This window comes from Ensifer meliloti (genome assembly GCF_030064585.1).
Taxonomy (GTDB): Bacteria; Pseudomonadota; Alphaproteobacteria; order Rhizobiales; family Rhizobiaceae; genus Sinorhizobium; species Sinorhizobium meliloti.
In genome coordinates, this window is record NZ_CP120364.1 from 1325793 (window position 1) to 1342053 (window position 16261).

The 16261-nt window shown below is 61.4% G+C and carries 15 protein-coding genes; 11 read left to right on the forward strand and 4 right to left on the reverse strand.

Annotated elements, in window-relative coordinates:
* Positions 1 to 2 precede the first annotated feature (2 nt).
* Entirely contained in the window at positions 3 to 1334 is a 1332-nt protein-coding gene (locus PZL22_RS06120) for an SGNH/GDSL hydrolase family protein (RefSeq protein ID WP_033048320.1), read from the reverse strand.
* A gap of 429 nt (positions 1335 to 1763) precedes the next feature.
* On the opposite strand from PZL22_RS06120, the gene PZL22_RS06125 reads away from it, so the two are divergent.
* Genes PZL22_RS06125 through PZL22_RS06135 form a run of 3 tightly spaced genes read left to right on the forward strand, consistent with a single transcriptional unit; the run spans position 1764 to position 4222 of the window.
* Complete coding sequence (locus PZL22_RS06125; protein WP_003526459.1) at positions 1764 to 2195, forward strand: hypothetical protein; 432 nt, start codon at positions 1764 to 1766, stop codon at positions 2193 to 2195.
* 31 nt (positions 2196 to 2226) lie between these two features.
* A complete protein-coding gene (locus PZL22_RS06130; protein ID WP_003526460.1) occupies positions 2227 to 2376 on the forward strand; it encodes a DUF5989 family protein in 150 nt (49 codons plus the stop codon).
* A gap of 13 nt (positions 2377 to 2389) precedes the next feature.
* Positions 2390 to 4222 (forward strand): carbamoyltransferase family protein, encoded by a 1833-nt coding sequence (locus PZL22_RS06135; protein WP_033048321.1) that lies wholly within the window; start codon positions 2390 to 2392, stop codon positions 4220 to 4222.
* A gap of 311 nt (positions 4223 to 4533) precedes the next feature.
* Here PZL22_RS06135 and PZL22_RS06140 read toward each other — a convergent pair whose 3' ends face one another.
* The 3 genes from PZL22_RS06140 to PZL22_RS06150 form a co-directional block, all read right to left on the reverse strand.
* Positions 4534 to 5037: a hypothetical protein gene (locus PZL22_RS06140; RefSeq protein WP_003526462.1), complete on the reverse strand. Its 504-nt coding sequence runs from the start codon at positions 5035 to 5037 to the stop codon at positions 4534 to 4536.
* A 514-nt stretch (positions 5038 to 5551) separates the two neighbouring features.
* Positions 5552 to 5773, reverse strand: coding sequence for a DUF4287 domain-containing protein (locus PZL22_RS06145; protein ID WP_284718269.1), 222 nt, complete (start codon positions 5771 to 5773; stop codon positions 5552 to 5554).
* Entirely contained in the window at positions 5754 to 6254 is a 501-nt protein-coding gene (locus tag PZL22_RS06150) for a VOC family protein (protein ID WP_284718270.1), read from the reverse strand. Before PZL22_RS06150 ends, PZL22_RS06145 begins: the two co-directional genes overlap by 20 nt.
* Positions 6255 to 6309: 55 nt before the next feature.
* Here PZL22_RS06150 and PZL22_RS06155 point away from each other — a divergent pair, with 55 nt between their 5' ends.
* The 8 genes from PZL22_RS06155 to ngg all read left to right on the forward strand — a co-directional run bounded on the left by PZL22_RS06155 (position 6310) and on the right by ngg (position 16254).
* Positions 6310 to 6516 (forward strand): hypothetical protein, encoded by a 207-nt coding sequence (locus tag PZL22_RS06155; RefSeq protein ID WP_127515825.1) that lies wholly within the window; start codon positions 6310 to 6312, stop codon positions 6514 to 6516.
* A gap of 77 nt (positions 6517 to 6593) precedes the next feature.
* On the forward strand, positions 6594 to 8159 hold the full coding sequence (locus PZL22_RS06160) for an ABC transporter substrate-binding protein (RefSeq protein ID WP_003526465.1): 1566 nt from the start codon (positions 6594 to 6596) through the stop codon (positions 8157 to 8159).
* A 77-nt stretch (positions 8160 to 8236) separates the two neighbouring features.
* Complete coding sequence (locus tag PZL22_RS06165; RefSeq protein ID WP_003526466.1) at positions 8237 to 9184, forward strand: ABC transporter permease; 948 nt, start codon at positions 8237 to 8239, stop codon at positions 9182 to 9184.
* A complete protein-coding gene (locus PZL22_RS06170) occupies positions 9181 to 10983 on the forward strand; it encodes a dipeptide/oligopeptide/nickel ABC transporter permease/ATP-binding protein (protein WP_003526467.1) in 1803 nt (600 codons plus the stop codon). Before PZL22_RS06165 ends, PZL22_RS06170 begins: the two co-directional genes overlap by 4 nt.
* Positions 10980 to 11777, forward strand: a complete 798-nt coding sequence (locus PZL22_RS06175; protein WP_003526468.1) for an ATP-binding cassette domain-containing protein — start codon at positions 10980 to 10982, stop codon at positions 11775 to 11777. The genes PZL22_RS06170 and PZL22_RS06175 overlap by 4 nt, the downstream gene beginning before the upstream one ends.
* 6 nt (positions 11778 to 11783) lie before the next feature.
* Positions 11784 to 12566 carry a FadR/GntR family transcriptional regulator gene (locus tag PZL22_RS06180; RefSeq protein ID WP_003526469.1) on the forward strand — a complete coding sequence of 261 codons (783 nt, stop codon included), beginning with the start codon at positions 11784 to 11786 and terminating at the stop codon, positions 12564 to 12566.
* A gap of 123 nt (positions 12567 to 12689) precedes the next feature.
* Entirely contained in the window at positions 12690 to 14465 is a 1776-nt protein-coding gene (locus PZL22_RS06185; RefSeq protein WP_284718271.1) for an N-acetylglutaminylglutamine amidotransferase, read from the forward strand.
* A 1-nt stretch (position 14466) separates the two neighbouring features.
* A complete protein-coding gene (ngg, locus tag PZL22_RS06190) occupies positions 14467 to 16254 on the forward strand; it encodes an N-acetylglutaminylglutamine synthetase (RefSeq protein ID WP_284718272.1) in 1788 nt (595 codons plus the stop codon).
* The last annotated feature ends 7 nt before the right edge of the window (positions 16255 to 16261 follow it).

A 16261-nucleotide genomic window follows, 5' to 3' on the forward strand; every position in this document is an offset into this window, starting at 1 on the left:
GATCAGTTGCTTCCGACGATTTGTCCCGCACTCTCGGGCACTGCCGGCAAGCGTGACAGGATCTCGTTCGCTGCGAATTCGGCGCCGTCACGACTGAAATGGGCGTCAGGGGCGTACATGAGAATAGGTTCGGGGCGAGTGCGTATGGCCTCTTGGAGATCGATGACCTCGATGCCCTCTGCCGCCGCAGCACCGAGAACCTCCATCCGCAGCGGGTCGAAAGGCCCATCCGAGGAGAAAGGCCCGATGAAACGGTCAATTCTGGGAACGTAGACCAGTGTAAAGGAGCCGCCCCAGCTTTCGGTAAGTGCTTTTGCGCGGTGCAATATACGCCTGAACTCGGGGTTGCTCTGCGTAATTTTCGGGTAGACGAGTCCCAGTCTCGTGAGGGTCTGTTGCAGCGCGACAAAATTGCGGAACAAGGCTGTTCTCGTCAGGAGGTCGACACTTGTGACCGGCGCATTCTTACGCTCCGCCAAAATCTCTCGGGCCTGATCCATCGTTTCCTTCGCGGTTGCCTGCAAACCGTAGTTCGCGTTGGGCGAAAGCGCGGCGCGAAGCCACGGAACTGTAAGTTCGCGCTCCAGATTCTCCCAATCATTGCCTTCGAAGAAGACCATTACGACGCGACGGGGCCGCAGAGTCTCACCAAAGCGGCCGAGCGTCGCCAGTTCCATCAGCGGACCATTTCCCCTTATGCCGATGCTTGCCGTGCTAAGGCCGCGCCCGCGCAGCCTAGACGCAAGGTCCTCGCCCGGAGGCAGGCAGAAGCCTTCGACGAACGAATCTCCGAGAAGCATCACGTCGAGCCGCTTGTCGTATACATGGTCGGGATTATTGAAACCGAACCTGTCCGCGGTATAGCTGACGACGCCCTTGTTCGAGGTGCAGAGCACCACTTGTGTCGACGGGAAACCCGACAGAAGCGCCTCGGAAAGTTCGTCAGTGCCTGCAAGCCGATTCAGGCCACGAAGCGTGAAACCGGGAACCACCTTTTCGTTGCGCGTGAGCGTCTCAGCCTGGGCTTCGCTGAGTTGGCCGAACATTCCCAGCCGAACGGACACGACCGAGACGGTGTGCATCGCCTCAAATAGAAACAGACCCGCCAACAGGCTCGCACCACAGATACCGACAAGCAGGGAAAACTGCGGCTTTGCAAACAGGCCTACGACGATGAAGGCTACTGCTAGCACGCCCGGGATCAGCACGTAACGGAGGAAATGCGGAATTTCAGCTGCGAATAGTTCGTAGTGCAGCAAGGCGTAGATGGGACTTAACAACAGGTACAGGCCGGGAATAGCGCATACCAAAACCCCAAGATGCCGCTTTGTCACGATGGCCTATCCTCTCGCGAAACGTTCAACGAAAAAGCTTTTGTGAGTCCCCCTGGCTCAGGTGACCCACTCCTGATGGTCAGGCTGATATGAGTTTCAATCTCTCATGATTGTTTTACAGAAATGCTTTTTCAGATAAAATTAATACGGAAAAACTTGCGCGGCGGAATATACGCCATTTTTCTGCTCGTGTCTCATGGAAATGCTGAATACTTCAAGTTCGAGCGCGATCCGGGCGAGCTTCTGCCCCGCCCTTACCTCACACTGGTACCGATGGCCGTCTATATCCAATGGTATATTGACCGGGTCGACCGCCGCTTGTTCTATACACATCTCTTATCTTATTGATTTCAAGGATGGCGCGAACGAAAGCCGCGCGCCGATGGTATTTCAAAGAGCGATTAGCACTGGCCGCGCAGGAAGTGCCCAATGAGCAAGTCTCACGAGTCCTTTTCCGAGCACACCGTGGAGGGGCCGTCGAACCGGAGCTTCGGCTATACCGTCGGCGGCATCCTCCTCACTATCGTGCTCGTGAGGTGGCTGGTCACCGGGTCACTATCGTCCATTTCCGTAGGACTTGCCGCTATCGGCACGGTCCTCGTCCTGCTGGCGCTTGCTCTCCCCAACTCGCTTTCCGTACCGAACCGGCTTTGGATGCGGCTCGGTCTACTTATGTTCAAGGTCGTCAATCCTGTTGTGATGCTGCTGATTTACGGCACGGCCTTCGTGCCTATCGGATTGTTCCTGAGATGGCGCGGCTACGATCCGCTCGCGGCCTCCTTGGACAAGTCTGCCGACACATATTGGACGACGCGGGAACAAAACGAACCGGACCCGGCGACGATGCGCAATCAGTTCTGATCGTTCGGGTTCACGAGTGGAGGAAAACGGGATGGAACTGGTACGTGAACTTTGGATCTATATGGGTATCCGCAAGAAGTTCTGGCTGCTGCCGATCTTCATCGTCCTCGGCGTCTTTGGCGCGTTGGTCGTGCTGACGCAGGGTACCGCGGTGGCACCGTTCATCTACACCTTGTTCTGAGCCGGCCGATCCCATGCGTATTCTAGGTATCTCGGCGTTTTACCACGACAGCGCGGCAGCGATGATTGAGGACGGACGCATCGTTGCCGCGGCGCAGGAGGAGCGGTTCACCCGCAAGAAGCACGATGCCGACTTTCCTGCCAATGCAGTGGTCTATTGCCTGTCTGCCGCCGAGTGCGAAATGACGGAGGTCGACCATGTCGTCTTCTACGACAAGCCGATCCTGAAGTTCGAACGGTTGCTGGAGACCTACCTCGCCACAAGTCCGCGCGGCTTCCGCTCCTTCAGGATGGCGATGCCGCTTTGGATCAAGGAAAAGCTTTTTCAAAAGAAGCTGTTGCGCAGGTATCTAGGCAAGCTTGCCGGAGTGAAGGAATGGCCCGGCTCGCTCCTGTTCACGGAGCATCATCTGGCGCACGCGGCCAGTGCCTTCTTTCCGTCGCCTTTTGCGAGCGCCGCGGTGTTGACGATGGACGGAGTCGGAGAATGGTGCACCACGTCGCTGGGGCATGGCCGCGGCAAGGACCTCGACATACTTAAGGAAATTCGCTTCCCACATTCGCTGGGTCTGCTTTATTCCGCATTTACTTACTATACGGGTTTCAAGGTCAACTCCGGCGAATATAAAGTGATGGGCCTGGCACCCTATGGACGCCCGTTATTCGTACAGAAAATACTGGATCACCTGATCGACTTGAAGGAGGACGGTTCGTTCCGCCTCGACCAGCGCTATTTCGACTACTGCGCCGGTCTCACCATGACGTCTCCTGCCTTTCATGAACTGTTTGGCGCCGAACCTCGAAGACCGGAATCGCCCCTGACCCAGCGCGAGATGGATCTCGCCGCTTCGGTGCAGGCGGTCACCGAAGAAGTCGTTCTGAAGCTCGCCCGTTTTGCCCGTCAGGAAACCGGCGAGCGTCACCTTTGCCTCGCCGGTGGCGTTGCGCTGAATTGCGTTGCAAACGGCAAGCTCCTCAAGAAGCGGATTTTCGACGACATCTGGATCCAGCCGGCGGCTGGTGATGCGGGCGGGGCGGTCGGCTCGGCGTTGGCGGCTTGGCACGGCTATCTCGGTAACGGGCGATCCCCAGACGGTCGAGACCGCATGACAGGGGCCTATCTTGGCCCGGCTTTCGACCAACGGGAGGTCGAGAAGCGGCTGACTGCCAGTGGCGCGGTCTACACGGTCTTGAGCGACGACGATCTGATCGCGCGTACCGTTGACGCGATCGTCGATGAGAAGGCGGTCGGATGGATGCAGGGGCGCATGGAGTTCGGACCGCGGGCCCTGGGTGGACGGTCGATACTGGGCGATCCGCGCTCGCCAACCATGCAAAAGACGCTCAACCTGAAGGTCAAATATCGGGAGAGCTTCCGCCCCTTCGCCCCCTCCGTCAGACGTGAGGACGTGGCGGAGTGGTTCGATGTCGACGTAGACAGCCCCTATATGCTGCTTGTAGGCGACGTGCTCGATCGCCACAGGCTGCCTCTCGGTGCCGGTGAGGCGGCATTGTTCGGCATAGACCGCCTGAACGTTCCGCGATCGGGTATCCCAGCCGTCACGCATGTGGATTATTCCGCCCGGGTGCAGACCGTCCATCGCGACACCAATCCACGCTATTGGGAGCTTTTAAGTGCGTTCAAGCAGCGAACCGGCTGTCCCGTATTGGTCAACACCAGCTTCAACGTTCGCGGCGAGCCGATCGTATGCACCCCGGAGGATGCTTTTCGCTGCTTCATGGGGACCGAGATCGAATGCCTCGTGGTGGGCAATTGTTTCTTGCGGAAAGAAGATCAGTCCTCGAACTTGCGGCAGGACTACAAAGATCGGTTCGAGCTCGACTAGATCACGATGCTTTTAGGTCGGGCCGATCTAAAAGAAGAACATCGATACCAAGCCGTTGAGCGGGATGCGGTCGGAAAACCGCACACTTTTCCTCACCCCGATCCAGGGCCTGTTGAGAGCCGGATACCCGCCGCGGCTTGTTTGATTTCCTCGTCCCTGTGCTTGTTGTCACGGTGATCCAGCCAGACCAAGTTCTTGGGCTGAAAGAACGCTTTCCGCGCCTCAGCCGCGGCGCTGCCCTCATCTTTGTGACAAGCATAGAGATGCGGAAGGGGATCATCGAAGCAATAAAACAGTTGCGCAGATTTGCGTCAGATGGTGCTGTCGGACGTCTGCAACTGAATCCAGGCCCTTCCGGCAGCCTCAGTGGCACGCCAGCCGAGGTGGTTTCCGGTGGGGACAGGCGTCGCAACCTGTGGCTTTGCGACGTCTGGCGTGCGTGCGTCTCTTTCAAATAGGGTGCGGATTTCCAGGCTTCGAATTGCCCTGTCGACGGGCGCGATGAGCTTGGGAGCTATGCCGCAACGAATTGTCAGACGACGGAACAATCTGGTAGCGGCGTAAATCTCCTCGGCGAAAAGCACAGCCTCGCGAACGCGTGTCTTGTCCCCGACGTCAACATAAAGCACGCCGGGGATCGTCATCGGCAGCGTCACCACGATAGGGTCCAGCACCAAATCGACGGCCTGAGGAGTAACACCGTTGAGAATGAAAACCACGAGGCCGGACTGGCTTGCCCAATAGCCGGTCAAGATCAGTTCAGCAGGCAGATAGCCGGCGGACTGGACAATCTCGATAACGCGTCGCGCTTGCATGTTTCTGCCCACGTCAATGAAAGAGGGCCGAGGCCAATATCAATAATAGCAAGGCGCCGGGTAGCGCGTGATGAATGCCTGATGTCTGCTTCAAGTACGGCACAGAGACTATCGTCATCATACCGCTTGCGCCATATGCCCTTGGATATATATATATATATCCCGGCCGAGTGTCTGCGCCTGGACTATTCCCTCGCCGATTGCAGCGTGCGCAGGATGTTTGCAGCGGCTGTCGACGAAATGAGCGGACAGCGCGCCCGGACCATGCCCGATCCTTGTCGCTTTCGACGTTTAGGCAGGCGCGGCAAAGATCGCCACCGACGAGGGATTCAAGGGTCACGTGGCTGCGAGCCCTACCGGGTAGCGCGGCAATCGACAGCTCCTGTCGATTGCCAGATTATTTTGCCTCTGTGGCATAATTCATCGTGGAACAATAGTCTCGCCCATTTTGCAACGATCTTTGCCCCGACCGCAAACGGGCGGAAACAAGCGAGATGCTTCGCACCATACTCCGTTAGGCGGCTGCCTGCTTGTCTTCCGCGAGAGTGTGCGCCACGAGCGCATTTGCATGGCCGTGGCCCAACCCGTGTTCGCTCTTCAGCATACCGACGAGTTCCATGTGCTTTGCTGGATAGTGCTTTCGCACGAGCGCTTGCCAATAACCGATCGGACGGGGGTATTTCTTCTCGATCGATGGAAAATAGGAAGCAGGTCCTTTAATCTTCTCGGTGGTCATTGTGTGCCCCCCCTTTTCGTGCCGCATCGATCGCAGCTACGTCGATTTTCCTCATCGACATCATCGCGTCGAATGCGCGTTTTGCTTGTTCGCCACCTGCTGCAAGCGCGTCCATTAGAGTGCGAGGTGTGATCTGCCACGATACGCCCCACTTATCCTTGCACCAGCCGCATTCGCTTTCCTGACCGCCATTGCCGACGATGGCGTTCCAATAGCGATCTGTTTCTTCCTGATCCTCGGTGCTGATCTGGAATGAGAAAGCTTCGCTGTGCTTGAATGTGGGGCCGCCGTTCAATCCGATGCACGCGACACCTGCCACCGTGAACTCGACGACCAACACGTCTCCCTCCTCTCCGTCGGGGTATTTGCCAGGCGCGCGGATGACGGTTCCGATCTTACTGTCTGGGAAGGTGTCCGCATAGAAGCGGGCGGCTTCCTCAGCGTCCTCGTCGTACCACAGACAAATGGTGTTCTTAGACATCGCGTCGTCCTCCTGGTCGTTGTCCTTCAGATCGAGAGCCCGACCTGATGATACGATGACGCACCAGCAGCAACCGATCCGACATCGTCATCATCAAAAATCCGTGCTCTCTTTTGATCCATCTCGTTTTGACGGGCCGAACGCCTCGGGCGAGGCAACTTCGATCGCCTTGCGCTATTGGGAGGGTCACCATGGGCGGGGCTTTGTCGAGGGCCATCCTCTCTATCTCGCGCTCGATGGAGGGTCTGAAATTCAATCATGATAAATTATTGCAAGGCGAAGATTTATCGTTATAAATACTTCCTCGCGAACTGAAGCCAAATCGAAAGGATCCTCCCCATGAAGAGGCTGTTTCGGAGCGCCATCGCCTTGGCCGCTCTTGCTTTTGCAGGGGCCGCCGCCGCGCCGGCCGCAGCGCAGACTCCGCCCGACGTTCTTGTCGTCGGCCAGATTGCCGAGCCGCAGTCTCTGGACCCGCATACGGTGACCGCAACCAATGACTTCCGCATCCTGGTCAACGTCTATGACGGCCTCGTCCGGTTCAAGGACGGTACATTGGAGGTCGAGCCGGCGCTTGCGGAAAGCTGGAAAATCTCGGATGACGGCAAGACTTATACGTTCAAGCTAAGGCAGGGGGTGAAGTTCCACGACGGTTCCGACTTCGATGCCGAGGCGGTGAAGTTCAACTTCGACCGCATGCTGAAGAAGGACCATCCGTTCTACGACACCGGGCCATTCCCGCTTTCCTTCAACTTCGCCTCCGTCGAAGCGGTCAACGTGCTGGATGAGCATACGGTCGCGTTCAAGCTCAGCGAAGCCTTTGCGCCGTTCCTTTCAAATCTCGCCTATCCCACGGGTCTGATCGTTTCGCCGGCCGCCGTGGAAAGACACGGCAAGGAATATGGCCGCAGCCCGTCGGGAACCGGTCCGTTCAAATTCGTCGAGTGGCTGTCGAACCAGCGCGTCGTCGTCGAGCGCAATCCGGACTACTGGGATGGCGCCGCGAAGCTTCAGGCCGTCGTCTTCCGCCCCATCACCGACGCCAACACCCGTGTTGCCGAGATGATGGCCGGCGGTATCGACGTGATGGTGGAGGTGCCGCCGGACAATCTCGCTACCTTTGAGCAGGATGCCAATTTCGCCGTGGCCGAGCAGGCGGGGCCACATGTCTGGTTCACCATCCTGAACACCAAGGAGGGGCCTTTTGCGGATAAGCGCGTGCGCCAGGCGGCCAATTATGCGGTGAACAAGCAAACGCTGGTCGACGACGTGCTGCAGGGAACGGCGACGGTCGCGGCCGGCCCGATACCGCCCGCCTTCAACTGGGTGGAAAGCTCCGTGGAGCCCTATGCCCATGATCCCGAAAAGGCCAAGGCACTGCTCGCGGAAGCCGGCGTCGAAAATCCGCAGGTGACGTTCTACGTCACCGAAGGCGGCTCGGGCATGCTCGATCCGATCACCATGGGCGCAGCGATCCAGGCGGATCTCCAGGCTGTCGGCTTCAAGGTCAAGATCGAAACCTACGAGTGGAACACCTTCCTTGGCCGCGTAAATCCGGGCCTTGAGGGCAAGGCGGACATGGCCGAGATGGCCTGGATGACAAACGATCCGGATACCGTCCCCTATCTGACGTTGCGCACCGATGCCATGCCCGACAAGGGAGGCTTCAACTCCGGCTACTATTCCAATCCGCAGCTGGACGAGCTTCTGGAAAAGGCGCGCAGGTCCACCGACCAGGCCGAACGCGGCAAGCTCTATGGCGAGGTCCAGTCGATCGTGCATGACGACGCGCCGTGGCTTTTCGTCGCCAACTGGAAGCAGAACGCGGTGACGACCGCCGCCGTCAAGGGTTTCAAGCTGCAGCCCTCCTTCCTCCTCGATCTCCATGGCGTGACGAAAGAGTAGCTCGCGCACCGGAAATCGCCGCCGGCATGTTCGTTCTGCCGGTGGCGACCAACACGGACCTCCCCGGAGGGTTATCCATGCAGGCCTATGTCCTGAAGCGGCTTGTTGCCGTGGTGCCCGTCCTGTTCGGGCTTTCCATCATCGTCTTTCTCGTCATGGCTCTCATTCCTGGCGACACGGCGACGGCCATTCTCGGCTCCTATGCGACGCCGGAAAACGTCGAGCGCATCAATCGTGACCTCGGGCTCGACAAGCCGCTGGTGCAGCAATACGCGATCTGGATCGGCAACGTGCTGCAGGGCGATTTCGGCCGGTCCTTCGCGCTGAACCGGCCCGTGCTCGACGAGGTGCTGGAACGGTTTCAGGCTACGCTGGTGCTGGCCGGCGTATCGCTGGTCCTGTGCTCGGTGATCGGGCTTCTCGCAGGTGTGGTCTCCGCCGTGCGCCAGTTCGGCTGGGCCGACCGCGTCATCACCTTCTTCGTGCTGGCCGGCATCTCCACGCCTTCGTTCTGGCTCGGGCTCCTGCTCATCTACCTCTTCGCCGTTCATTGGCGCATCCTGCCGGCCTCCGGCATGTACGCCGTCTACGGCGGCGGTGACCTCAAGGATCTTCTGCTCCATCTGATCCTGCCGGCCGCCACGCTCGCCGTCGTTGCCGCCGGCGTCATAGCGAGGCTGACGCGCGGAGCGATGCTGGAGGTCCTGAGGCAGGACTATGTGCGCACGGCCCGCGCCAAGGGACTGCCCGAGCGGCGTGTGATCTACGCCCATGCCTTCCGCGCGGCGCTGGTCAGCGTCGTTCCCGCGATAGGCATCCAGGCGGGCTTCGTGCTCGGCGGCGCCGTCTATGTCGAGACGGTGTTCCAGTGGCCCGGCATCGGCGCGATGCTCGTGAAGGCGATTTCTACGCGCGATATCCTGCTGGTACAGGGCGGCGTGCTCGTCGTGGCGGCGAGCTACGTGCTGTTCAACCTTCTCGCCGACGTCGTGCAGTCGATGCTCGATCCGAGGATTCGCACATGAGCGCGCTCGCAGCATCGCCGGCTCCGCGGAGGGGATCGGGACGGATCACGTCCTGGCACCTGCTGCTCAACAACCGGCTCGCCACGGGGGGGCTCGTGCTGCTCGGACTGATCCTGTTGCTGATTGTTCTGGTCCCGATCCTGCCGCTGCCCGATCCGGATGCCACGGCACCCGTCGACCGGTTGAAGCCGGTGCTGACCGCCGGACATCTTCTCGGCACGGATCAGCTCGGGCGGGACATACTGAGCCGCCTGCTTTGGGGCACGCGGGTCTCGATCGCGGTCGGTTTCGCCGCGACCCTCATTGCGGCCGGCATCGGATCGGCGATCGGCATCATCGCCGGTTACGCCGGCGGGCGCACCGATAACGCCATGATGCGCGGCATCGACATGCTGATGGCCTTTCCCTACATCCTGCTGGCGCTCGCGATCGTCGCCGCCCTCGGGCCCGGACTGATGAATGCTCTCTATGCGATCGCCCTCGTAAATATTCCGTTCTTCGCCCGGAATGTGCGCGGCGTGACGCTCGGCTACGCCCATAGCGAATTCGTCGACGCGGCGCGGCTCTCCGGTAAGGGACATCTGTCTGTTATTCTCACCGAAGTTCTGCCGAACGTGATGCCGGTCATCGTCATCACCATGTCGACGACGGCAGGCTGGATCATCCTCGAGACGGCCGGGCTCAGCTTCCTCGGCCTCGGCGCGCAGCCGCCCCAGGCCGACCTCGGCTCCATGCTGGGCGAGGGGCGAGCGCAGCTCTTCACGGCCCCGCATGTCTCGGTCGTGCCGGGCGCGATGATCTTCCTGATCGTCATCAGCCTGAACGTTCTCGGCGACGGAATCCGCGACGTGCTGGACCCGCGGCTTCGCTCGGGCGCTCTCGCGCGGCCGGGGCCGGTCACCGAAGTCGCCCCCGACCGCACCGCGCCGGCAAACACGGCTGAAGGTGCTTGCCTGACGATCGAGAAGCTGGAAACCGGCTTCCGGAGGGGAAAGGAGATCGTGCCGGCGGTTCGGGACGTCTCGCTGCATGTGGAGCCGGGCGAATGCCTCGGGCTTATCGGCGAGAGCGGCTCGGGCAAGAGCGTCACCGCCCTGTCCGTCATGGGGCTCGTCGCCTCGCCGCCGGGTGTGATCCGCAACGGTGCGGTCTATCTCGGAAACGACGATGTACTTTCCATGCCTGAAACCAGGCTGATCGCGAACCGCGGCAGCCGTGTCGCCTATGTGTTCCAGGACCCGCTCACGACGCTGCATCCAATGTATCCGATCGGGCGGCAGGTGGAGGAGGCGATCGCAGCGCATCAGCCGGTCAGGGCGGCCGAACGGCGGGAAAAAGCCGTCGCTCTTCTGGAAAAGGTGGGAATCCCGGACGCCCGCGAGCGGTCGGTGCATTACCCCCACCAGCTTTCCGGCGGTCAGCGCCAGCGTGTGGGCATCGCGATGGCACTCGCCAACGATCCGGAAATCATCATTGCGGACGAGCCGACGACCGCGCTGGACGTGACCGTTCAGGCCCGCATCCTGGAGCTCCTGCGCGATCTTCAGCGCGAGCGGGGCATGGCGCTGCTCTTCATCACGCACGACTTCGGCATCGTGTCGGAATTCTGCGACCGCGTGGCCGTGATGAAGGATGGCGAGATCGTCGAAACCGGGAAAACCAGGGAGGTACTCGCCGATCCGCAGCATGCCTATACGAAGCGGCTGATCGCCTGCGTACCCGAGCTCGGAACGGGCGAGCGCTTCCTGGATCGTGTAGCCGGGCTTTTCGCCGGCAGCAAGGCGGAGGCGGCGCAATGACGGGTGCTGCCATTCAGGTTCGCGACCTTTCCAAGACCTTCGGCGGGGGCCGCGGCATTTTCGGTAAGGCGAAGCATGAGACACGGGCCGTGAAGGCGGTGTCCCTGGATGTCGCGCGGGGCGAGACGCTCGCCGTTGTCGGCGAAAGCGGGTCCGGCAAGAGCACGCTTGCGCGCATGCTCGTCGGCCTCGAGGAGCCGACATCCGGCAGCATGCTGATCGCAGGCAGGGATGCCGCGGCGCTGCGGCGATCCGGTCCGAGGGCCTTCGGCAAGACGATCCAGTATGTCTTCCAGGATCCGGTCGCTTCGCTCAATCCGCGCAAGACGATCCAGGAGATCCTGGAGACGCCGCTGAAGCTTTTGTGCGGCTACGACGCCCCGCGCCGTCGTGCCCGGATGCAGGAACTGCTTCATGCGGTGCAGATGCCGGAGGACACGCTCGTGCGCTACCCGCACGAGTTTTCCGGGGGGCAGGCGCAGCGGATCGCGATCGCCCGGGCGCTGGCGACGGAGGCCGAGATCATCGTGCTTGACGAGCCGGTCAGCGCGCTCGACGTGTCCATTCAGGCGCAGGTCCTGCTTCTGCTGCGCGATCTGAAGCAGCGCTTCGGCCTCTCCTATCTCTTCATCAGCCACGATCTGGCGGTGGTCGAGGCGATCTCCGATCGGGTGGCGGTGATGTATTTCGGCGAGGTGGTCGAGACTGCACCGGCCGCCCGCCTTTTTACCGACCCTGAGCACGCCTATACACGACAGCTTGTCGCCAGCGCCCCCCGCATCAGGAAAGAGTGACGGTTCATGCCAGTGGTCATCGAAAAGAAAAAGGAAACCGGTGGAGATGGCCAGCGTCTCTTCGTCCCGGCCGAGCGTACGAAACGCAGACCTGAGGCGATCGCCGATCGCATCAAGGATTACATCCGCTCGGAAGGATTGGGGCCGGGCGACCGTCTTCCGCAGGAGCGCGACCTGATCGACACGTTCAAGGCGGCCAAGGGGACCGTACGCGAGGCGATGAAAGCGCTGGAGACGCAGGGCCTCGTCTTCACGCGCAGCGGCCCGGGAGGCGGCGCCTTCGTCGCCAAGCCCTCGGCGCGGCACGCCATGGAGCTTCTGTCGACCCACTTCTTCTTCGATCAGCCGAGCATTTCCGACATATACGCCATGCGCAAGGTGCTGGAGCCGGAGGTAGCGGCGCTCCTGGCCGGCAGGGTGACGCGGGAGGAGCTCATCGCCCTCGAAAACACGATCCGCATCTACGATCATCCCCCCGCCGATCTGGACGAGCAGTATCGCCAGCGCGTCGCCGAGCTCGACTTTCATTCGATGCTGGCGCAACTCTGCCCGAATCCGCTTCTCGGCTTCGTCTGCGGGCTCATGCACAATCTGCTGCGCGAACTCCCGGCCGCACGAGCGATCTATGCCGACCCGACGTCGCTTTCGCGAGAAACGGGCTTGTCGTTCCAGTACCGGCTCATGGCCGCGCTCAAGGACGGGCGGTCGGAGGATGCGCGCGTGATCGCCGCCGAGCATATGGCTTTCGCCGAAAGCTACATGCTCGAACGTGCAGCCGCGACCAAGTGACGCCCATGGCGGAACTGTCGGCCCGGTGGGGCATTGGGTTTTCATAGCGACGTCAGGGCCGCGGATCGATCCGCGGCCCTGACGGCGCGTCTCGTACCAACAATGGAGGTTTCGACCCGGTTCATGTGTGGAATTTGTGGAGAAGTCAGGTTCGATGGCGGTTCGCCGTCGGTTACGGCACTCTCGATCATGGCGGACGTCCTTGCCCCTCGCGGGCCGGATGCGTCAGGCGTGGTGGTGCGCGGGAATGTCGGACTGGGGCACCGGCGATTGCGTATTCTCGACCTCTCCGACAAGTCGCAGCAGCCGATGGTCGATTCCGACCTCGGCCTGTCGCTCGTCTTCAACGGCTGCATCTACAATTTTCGCGAACTGAGGTCGGAGCTTGAAGAGAAGGGTTACAGATTCTTCTCGTCCGGCGATACCGAGGTCATCCTGAAGGCGTGGCATGCCTGGGGCGAGGAATGCGTCTCGCGTTTCCATGGCATGTTCGCATTCGTCATTCACGAGCGCGACAGCGGACGCGTCGTCATGGCGCGTGACCGTTTCGGGATCAAGCCGCTCTATATCGCCGAAGTACAGGGCGCCTTGCGCTTCGCTTCCGCCTTGCCCGCGCTCGTCAAGGCGGGCGGCGTCGACATCTCGATCGACGTGGCCGCGCTCCACAACTACATGACCTTCCACGCGGTCGTGCCGCCGCCGCGCACGATCCTGAACGGCGTTCGCAAGCTGCCGCCTGCGACCCTTCGCGTTTATGAACGCGACGGCAGCTTCGAGGACCGGCGCTACTGGGATCCGCCCTATCGCCGCCAGGCAGGCGACGCAGCCATAAGCCGCGAGGAATGGCAGGAACAGCTCCTCGACGCGCTGCGCATTGCCGTGAAGCGGCGCATGGTCGCCGATGTGCCGGTCGGCGTGCTTCTTTCCGGCGGCGTCGATTCCAGCCTGATCGTCGGGCTTCTCGCGGAAGCGGGCCAGCGCGGTCTCATGAGCTTCTCCGTCGGCTTCGAGGAGGCAAACGGCGAAAAGGGCGACGAATTCGTCTATTCGGACCTGATCGCCGGTCACTTCGGTACGGATCATCGCAAGATATTCGTCCCCTCCGCCGATCTGATGGGGGCCTTGCCCGGGACCATCGCCGCAATGTCCGAGCCGATGGTCTCCTATGACAATGTCGGCTTCTATCTGCTCTCGAAGGAGGTTTCGAAGCACGTCAAGGTCGTACAGTCGGGGCAGGGTGCGGACGAGGTCTTCGGCGGTTACCACTGGTACCCGCCGCTGATGAACTCCAACGACGTCGTTGCGGATTACGGCAAGGCCTTCCGCGACCGTTCCCACGCGGTTTTGACCACCCAGTTGTCGGATGCCTGGATTGCCGACCACGACGTGAGTGGCGACTTGCTGAACGAGCACCTCCTGCGCGAGGGTGCCGATACGCCCGTCGATCAGGCGCTCCGCCTCGACAGCAACGTTATGCTCGTCGACGACCCCGTGAAGCGCGTCGACAATATGACGATGGCCTGGGGCCTCGAAGCGCGCGTGCCTTTCCTCGACCACGAGCTGGTGGAACTTGCCGCGCGCATGCCCCCGGAGGCGAAGCTGCGCGACGGCGGCAAGGGCATTCTGAAGGACGTGGCGCGCCGGGTCATTCCGAGCGAGGTCATCGACCGCAAGAAGGGCTATTTCCCGGTGCCGCAGCTCAAATATATCGCCGGTCCGTATCTCCATCTGATCCGCGATAGCTTGCGCTCGCAGAAGGCGCGCGAGCGGGGCCTCTTCCAAGATGCTTATCTTGACCGCCTGTTCCAGGAGCCGTCGGATCACATCACGCCGCTGCGCGGCTCCGAACTGTGGCAGGTCGGACTGCTTGAAATGTGGCTTGAAGCGCAGGGGGTGTAACATGAAGAAGACGCGCGAGATCGCACTGCCGCGTCAACGCAGCAAGGGCACCAAGGCAGTCACGCACCGTCTGAACCGGCTGCGGACGCACACTCAGCCGGGGCGCGATGCCGAGGGGGCTAGAGCCGCCGGTGAGGCGAAGCGGGATGTCGTGCTCGACTGCGGTTGGGGCAGGCTGCTGTTCGCGCAGACGTTTTCCGACGACGAGAAACTCTTGTCCGAATTGCGCGAGGAAGCTCCCTCGAGCCGGGACATTGTCTTCTACGTACGGGACCCGCATGTGCTTCTGTCACGGGCGCCACAGGAGATTTTCCTCGACCCGTCCCACACCTACCGGCTCGACCTGTGGACCTACCGTGCAAACACCCGCCGCACGCGAGGCATCACGATCCGCAGGCTCGCTTCGGAAGCTGATGGAGACGGCATCAACCGGGTCTATGCCGCTTGCGGCATGGTCCAGATCCGATCCGATTTCTTCTCGTCCGAGCGGGACGACCGGTCGCTGACCTATTTCGTGGCGCAGGACGACGCCACGGGCGAGATCGTCGGCACGGTCACCGGCATCGACCACCAGAGACTGTTCGACGATCCGGACCGCGGCGCTTCGCTGTGGTGTCTCGCGGTGCATCCGCAGGCGCGCCAGCCGGGCATCGGCGAACATCTGGTCCGCAAGCTTGCCGAGCATTTCCAGGCACGCGGCCTTTCCTATGTCGACCTGTCGGTGATGCACGACAATACGTTGGCGATCGGGCTCTATGAGAAGCTGAATTTCCGGCGAATGCCGCTTTTCGCCATCAAGCGGAAGAATGCGATCAATGAGAAGTTTTTCGCGATGCCGCATCAATCCTACGATGCGCTCAATCCCTATGCGCGGCTGATCGTCGACGAGGCGACGCGGCGCGGGATCCATGTCGAGATCACCGACGCGGAAGGCGGGTTCTTCCGCCTGTCCCATGGCGGACGCTCGATTCATTGCCGCGAGAGCCTATCGGAACTGACTTCCGGCGTCGCGATGTCGATCTGTGACGACAAGGCGATTACCCGCCGCATGGTCTCCGCGGCGGGCCTTGTCGTCCCGGACCAGGTGGAAGTGGGGGAGGACCGGGAGGCCGTTCGCGCCTTTCTCGAAGAACACGGCAAGCTGGTGGTCAAGCCGGCGCGCGGCGAGCAGGGCCGGGGCATCTCGGTCGGCATCACGACGATGGAAGCGCTGGAGGAGGCAATCGCCTCGGCCCGTCAGGTCTGCGACCGGGTATTGCTGGAAGCCTTTTTCGAGGGAGAGGACCTCCGCCTCGTGATCATCGACTATATGCTTGCTGCCGCCGCGGTTCGCTTGCCGCCGCGCGTCATCGGCGACGGCCGCAGCAAGATCGCTTCCCTCATCGGGAAACAGTCGCGCCGCCGCGAGGCCGCTACGGGCGGCGAAAGCCGGATTCCGCTCGATGCGGAGGCGGATCGCTGCCTTGCGGAGCAGGGGCTCGATCTTGAAACGATACTGGAAGAGGGACGGGAGATTACGGTTCGCAAGGCCGCCAATCTCCATGCGGGCGGTTCCATCCATGATGTGACGGACCTCGTGCATCCCGATCTCGTCGACGCCGCCTGCCGCGCGGCGCGGGCAATCAACATCCCTGTGGTCGGCATCGACCTGATGGTCCGCGATCCGGCGGAACCGGACTACGTCTTCATCGAGGCCAACGAGCGCCCCGGCCTGGCAAATCACGAACCACAGCCGACGGCGTCGAGCTTCATAGAGCTGCTTTTCCCCGGCAGCCGCACGGCAGTGTAGCGGCCCG

Coding starts and splice junctions, on each gene's coding strand:
- PZL22_RS06185 (WP_284718271.1), top strand. CDS start 12,690: ATGTGTGGAATTTGTGGAGAAGTCAGGTTCGATGGCGGTTCGCCGTCG.
- ngg (WP_284718272.1), top strand. CDS start 14,467: ATGAAGAAGACGCGCGAGATCGCACTGCCGCGTCAACGCAGCAAGGGC.
- PZL22_RS06160 (WP_003526465.1), top strand. CDS start 6,594: ATGAAGAGGCTGTTTCGGAGCGCCATCGCCTTGGCCGCTCTTGCTTTT.
- PZL22_RS06135 (WP_033048321.1), top strand. CDS start 2,390: ATGCGTATTCTAGGTATCTCGGCGTTTTACCACGACAGCGCGGCAGCG.
- PZL22_RS06175 (WP_003526468.1), top strand. CDS start 10,980: ATGACGGGTGCTGCCATTCAGGTTCGCGACCTTTCCAAGACCTTCGGC.
- PZL22_RS06130 (WP_003526460.1), top strand. CDS start 2,227: ATGGAACTGGTACGTGAACTTTGGATCTATATGGGTATCCGCAAGAAG.
- PZL22_RS06180 (WP_003526469.1), top strand. CDS start 11,784: ATGCCAGTGGTCATCGAAAAGAAAAAGGAAACCGGTGGAGATGGCCAG.
- PZL22_RS06145 (WP_284718269.1), bottom strand. CDS start 5,773: ATGACCACCGAGAAGATTAAAGGACCTGCTTCCTATTTTCCATCGATC.
- PZL22_RS06165 (WP_003526466.1), top strand. CDS start 8,237: ATGCAGGCCTATGTCCTGAAGCGGCTTGTTGCCGTGGTGCCCGTCCTG.
- PZL22_RS06125 (WP_003526459.1), top strand. CDS start 1,764: ATGAGCAAGTCTCACGAGTCCTTTTCCGAGCACACCGTGGAGGGGCCG.
- PZL22_RS06140 (WP_003526462.1), bottom strand. CDS start 5,037: ATGCAAGCGCGACGCGTTATCGAGATTGTCCAGTCCGCCGGCTATCTG.
- PZL22_RS06150 (WP_284718270.1), bottom strand. CDS start 6,254: ATGTCTAAGAACACCATTTGTCTGTGGTACGACGAGGACGCTGAGGAA.
- PZL22_RS06155 (WP_127515825.1), top strand. CDS start 6,310: ATGACGCACCAGCAGCAACCGATCCGACATCGTCATCATCAAAAATCC.
- PZL22_RS06170 (WP_003526467.1), top strand. CDS start 9,181: ATGAGCGCGCTCGCAGCATCGCCGGCTCCGCGGAGGGGATCGGGACGG.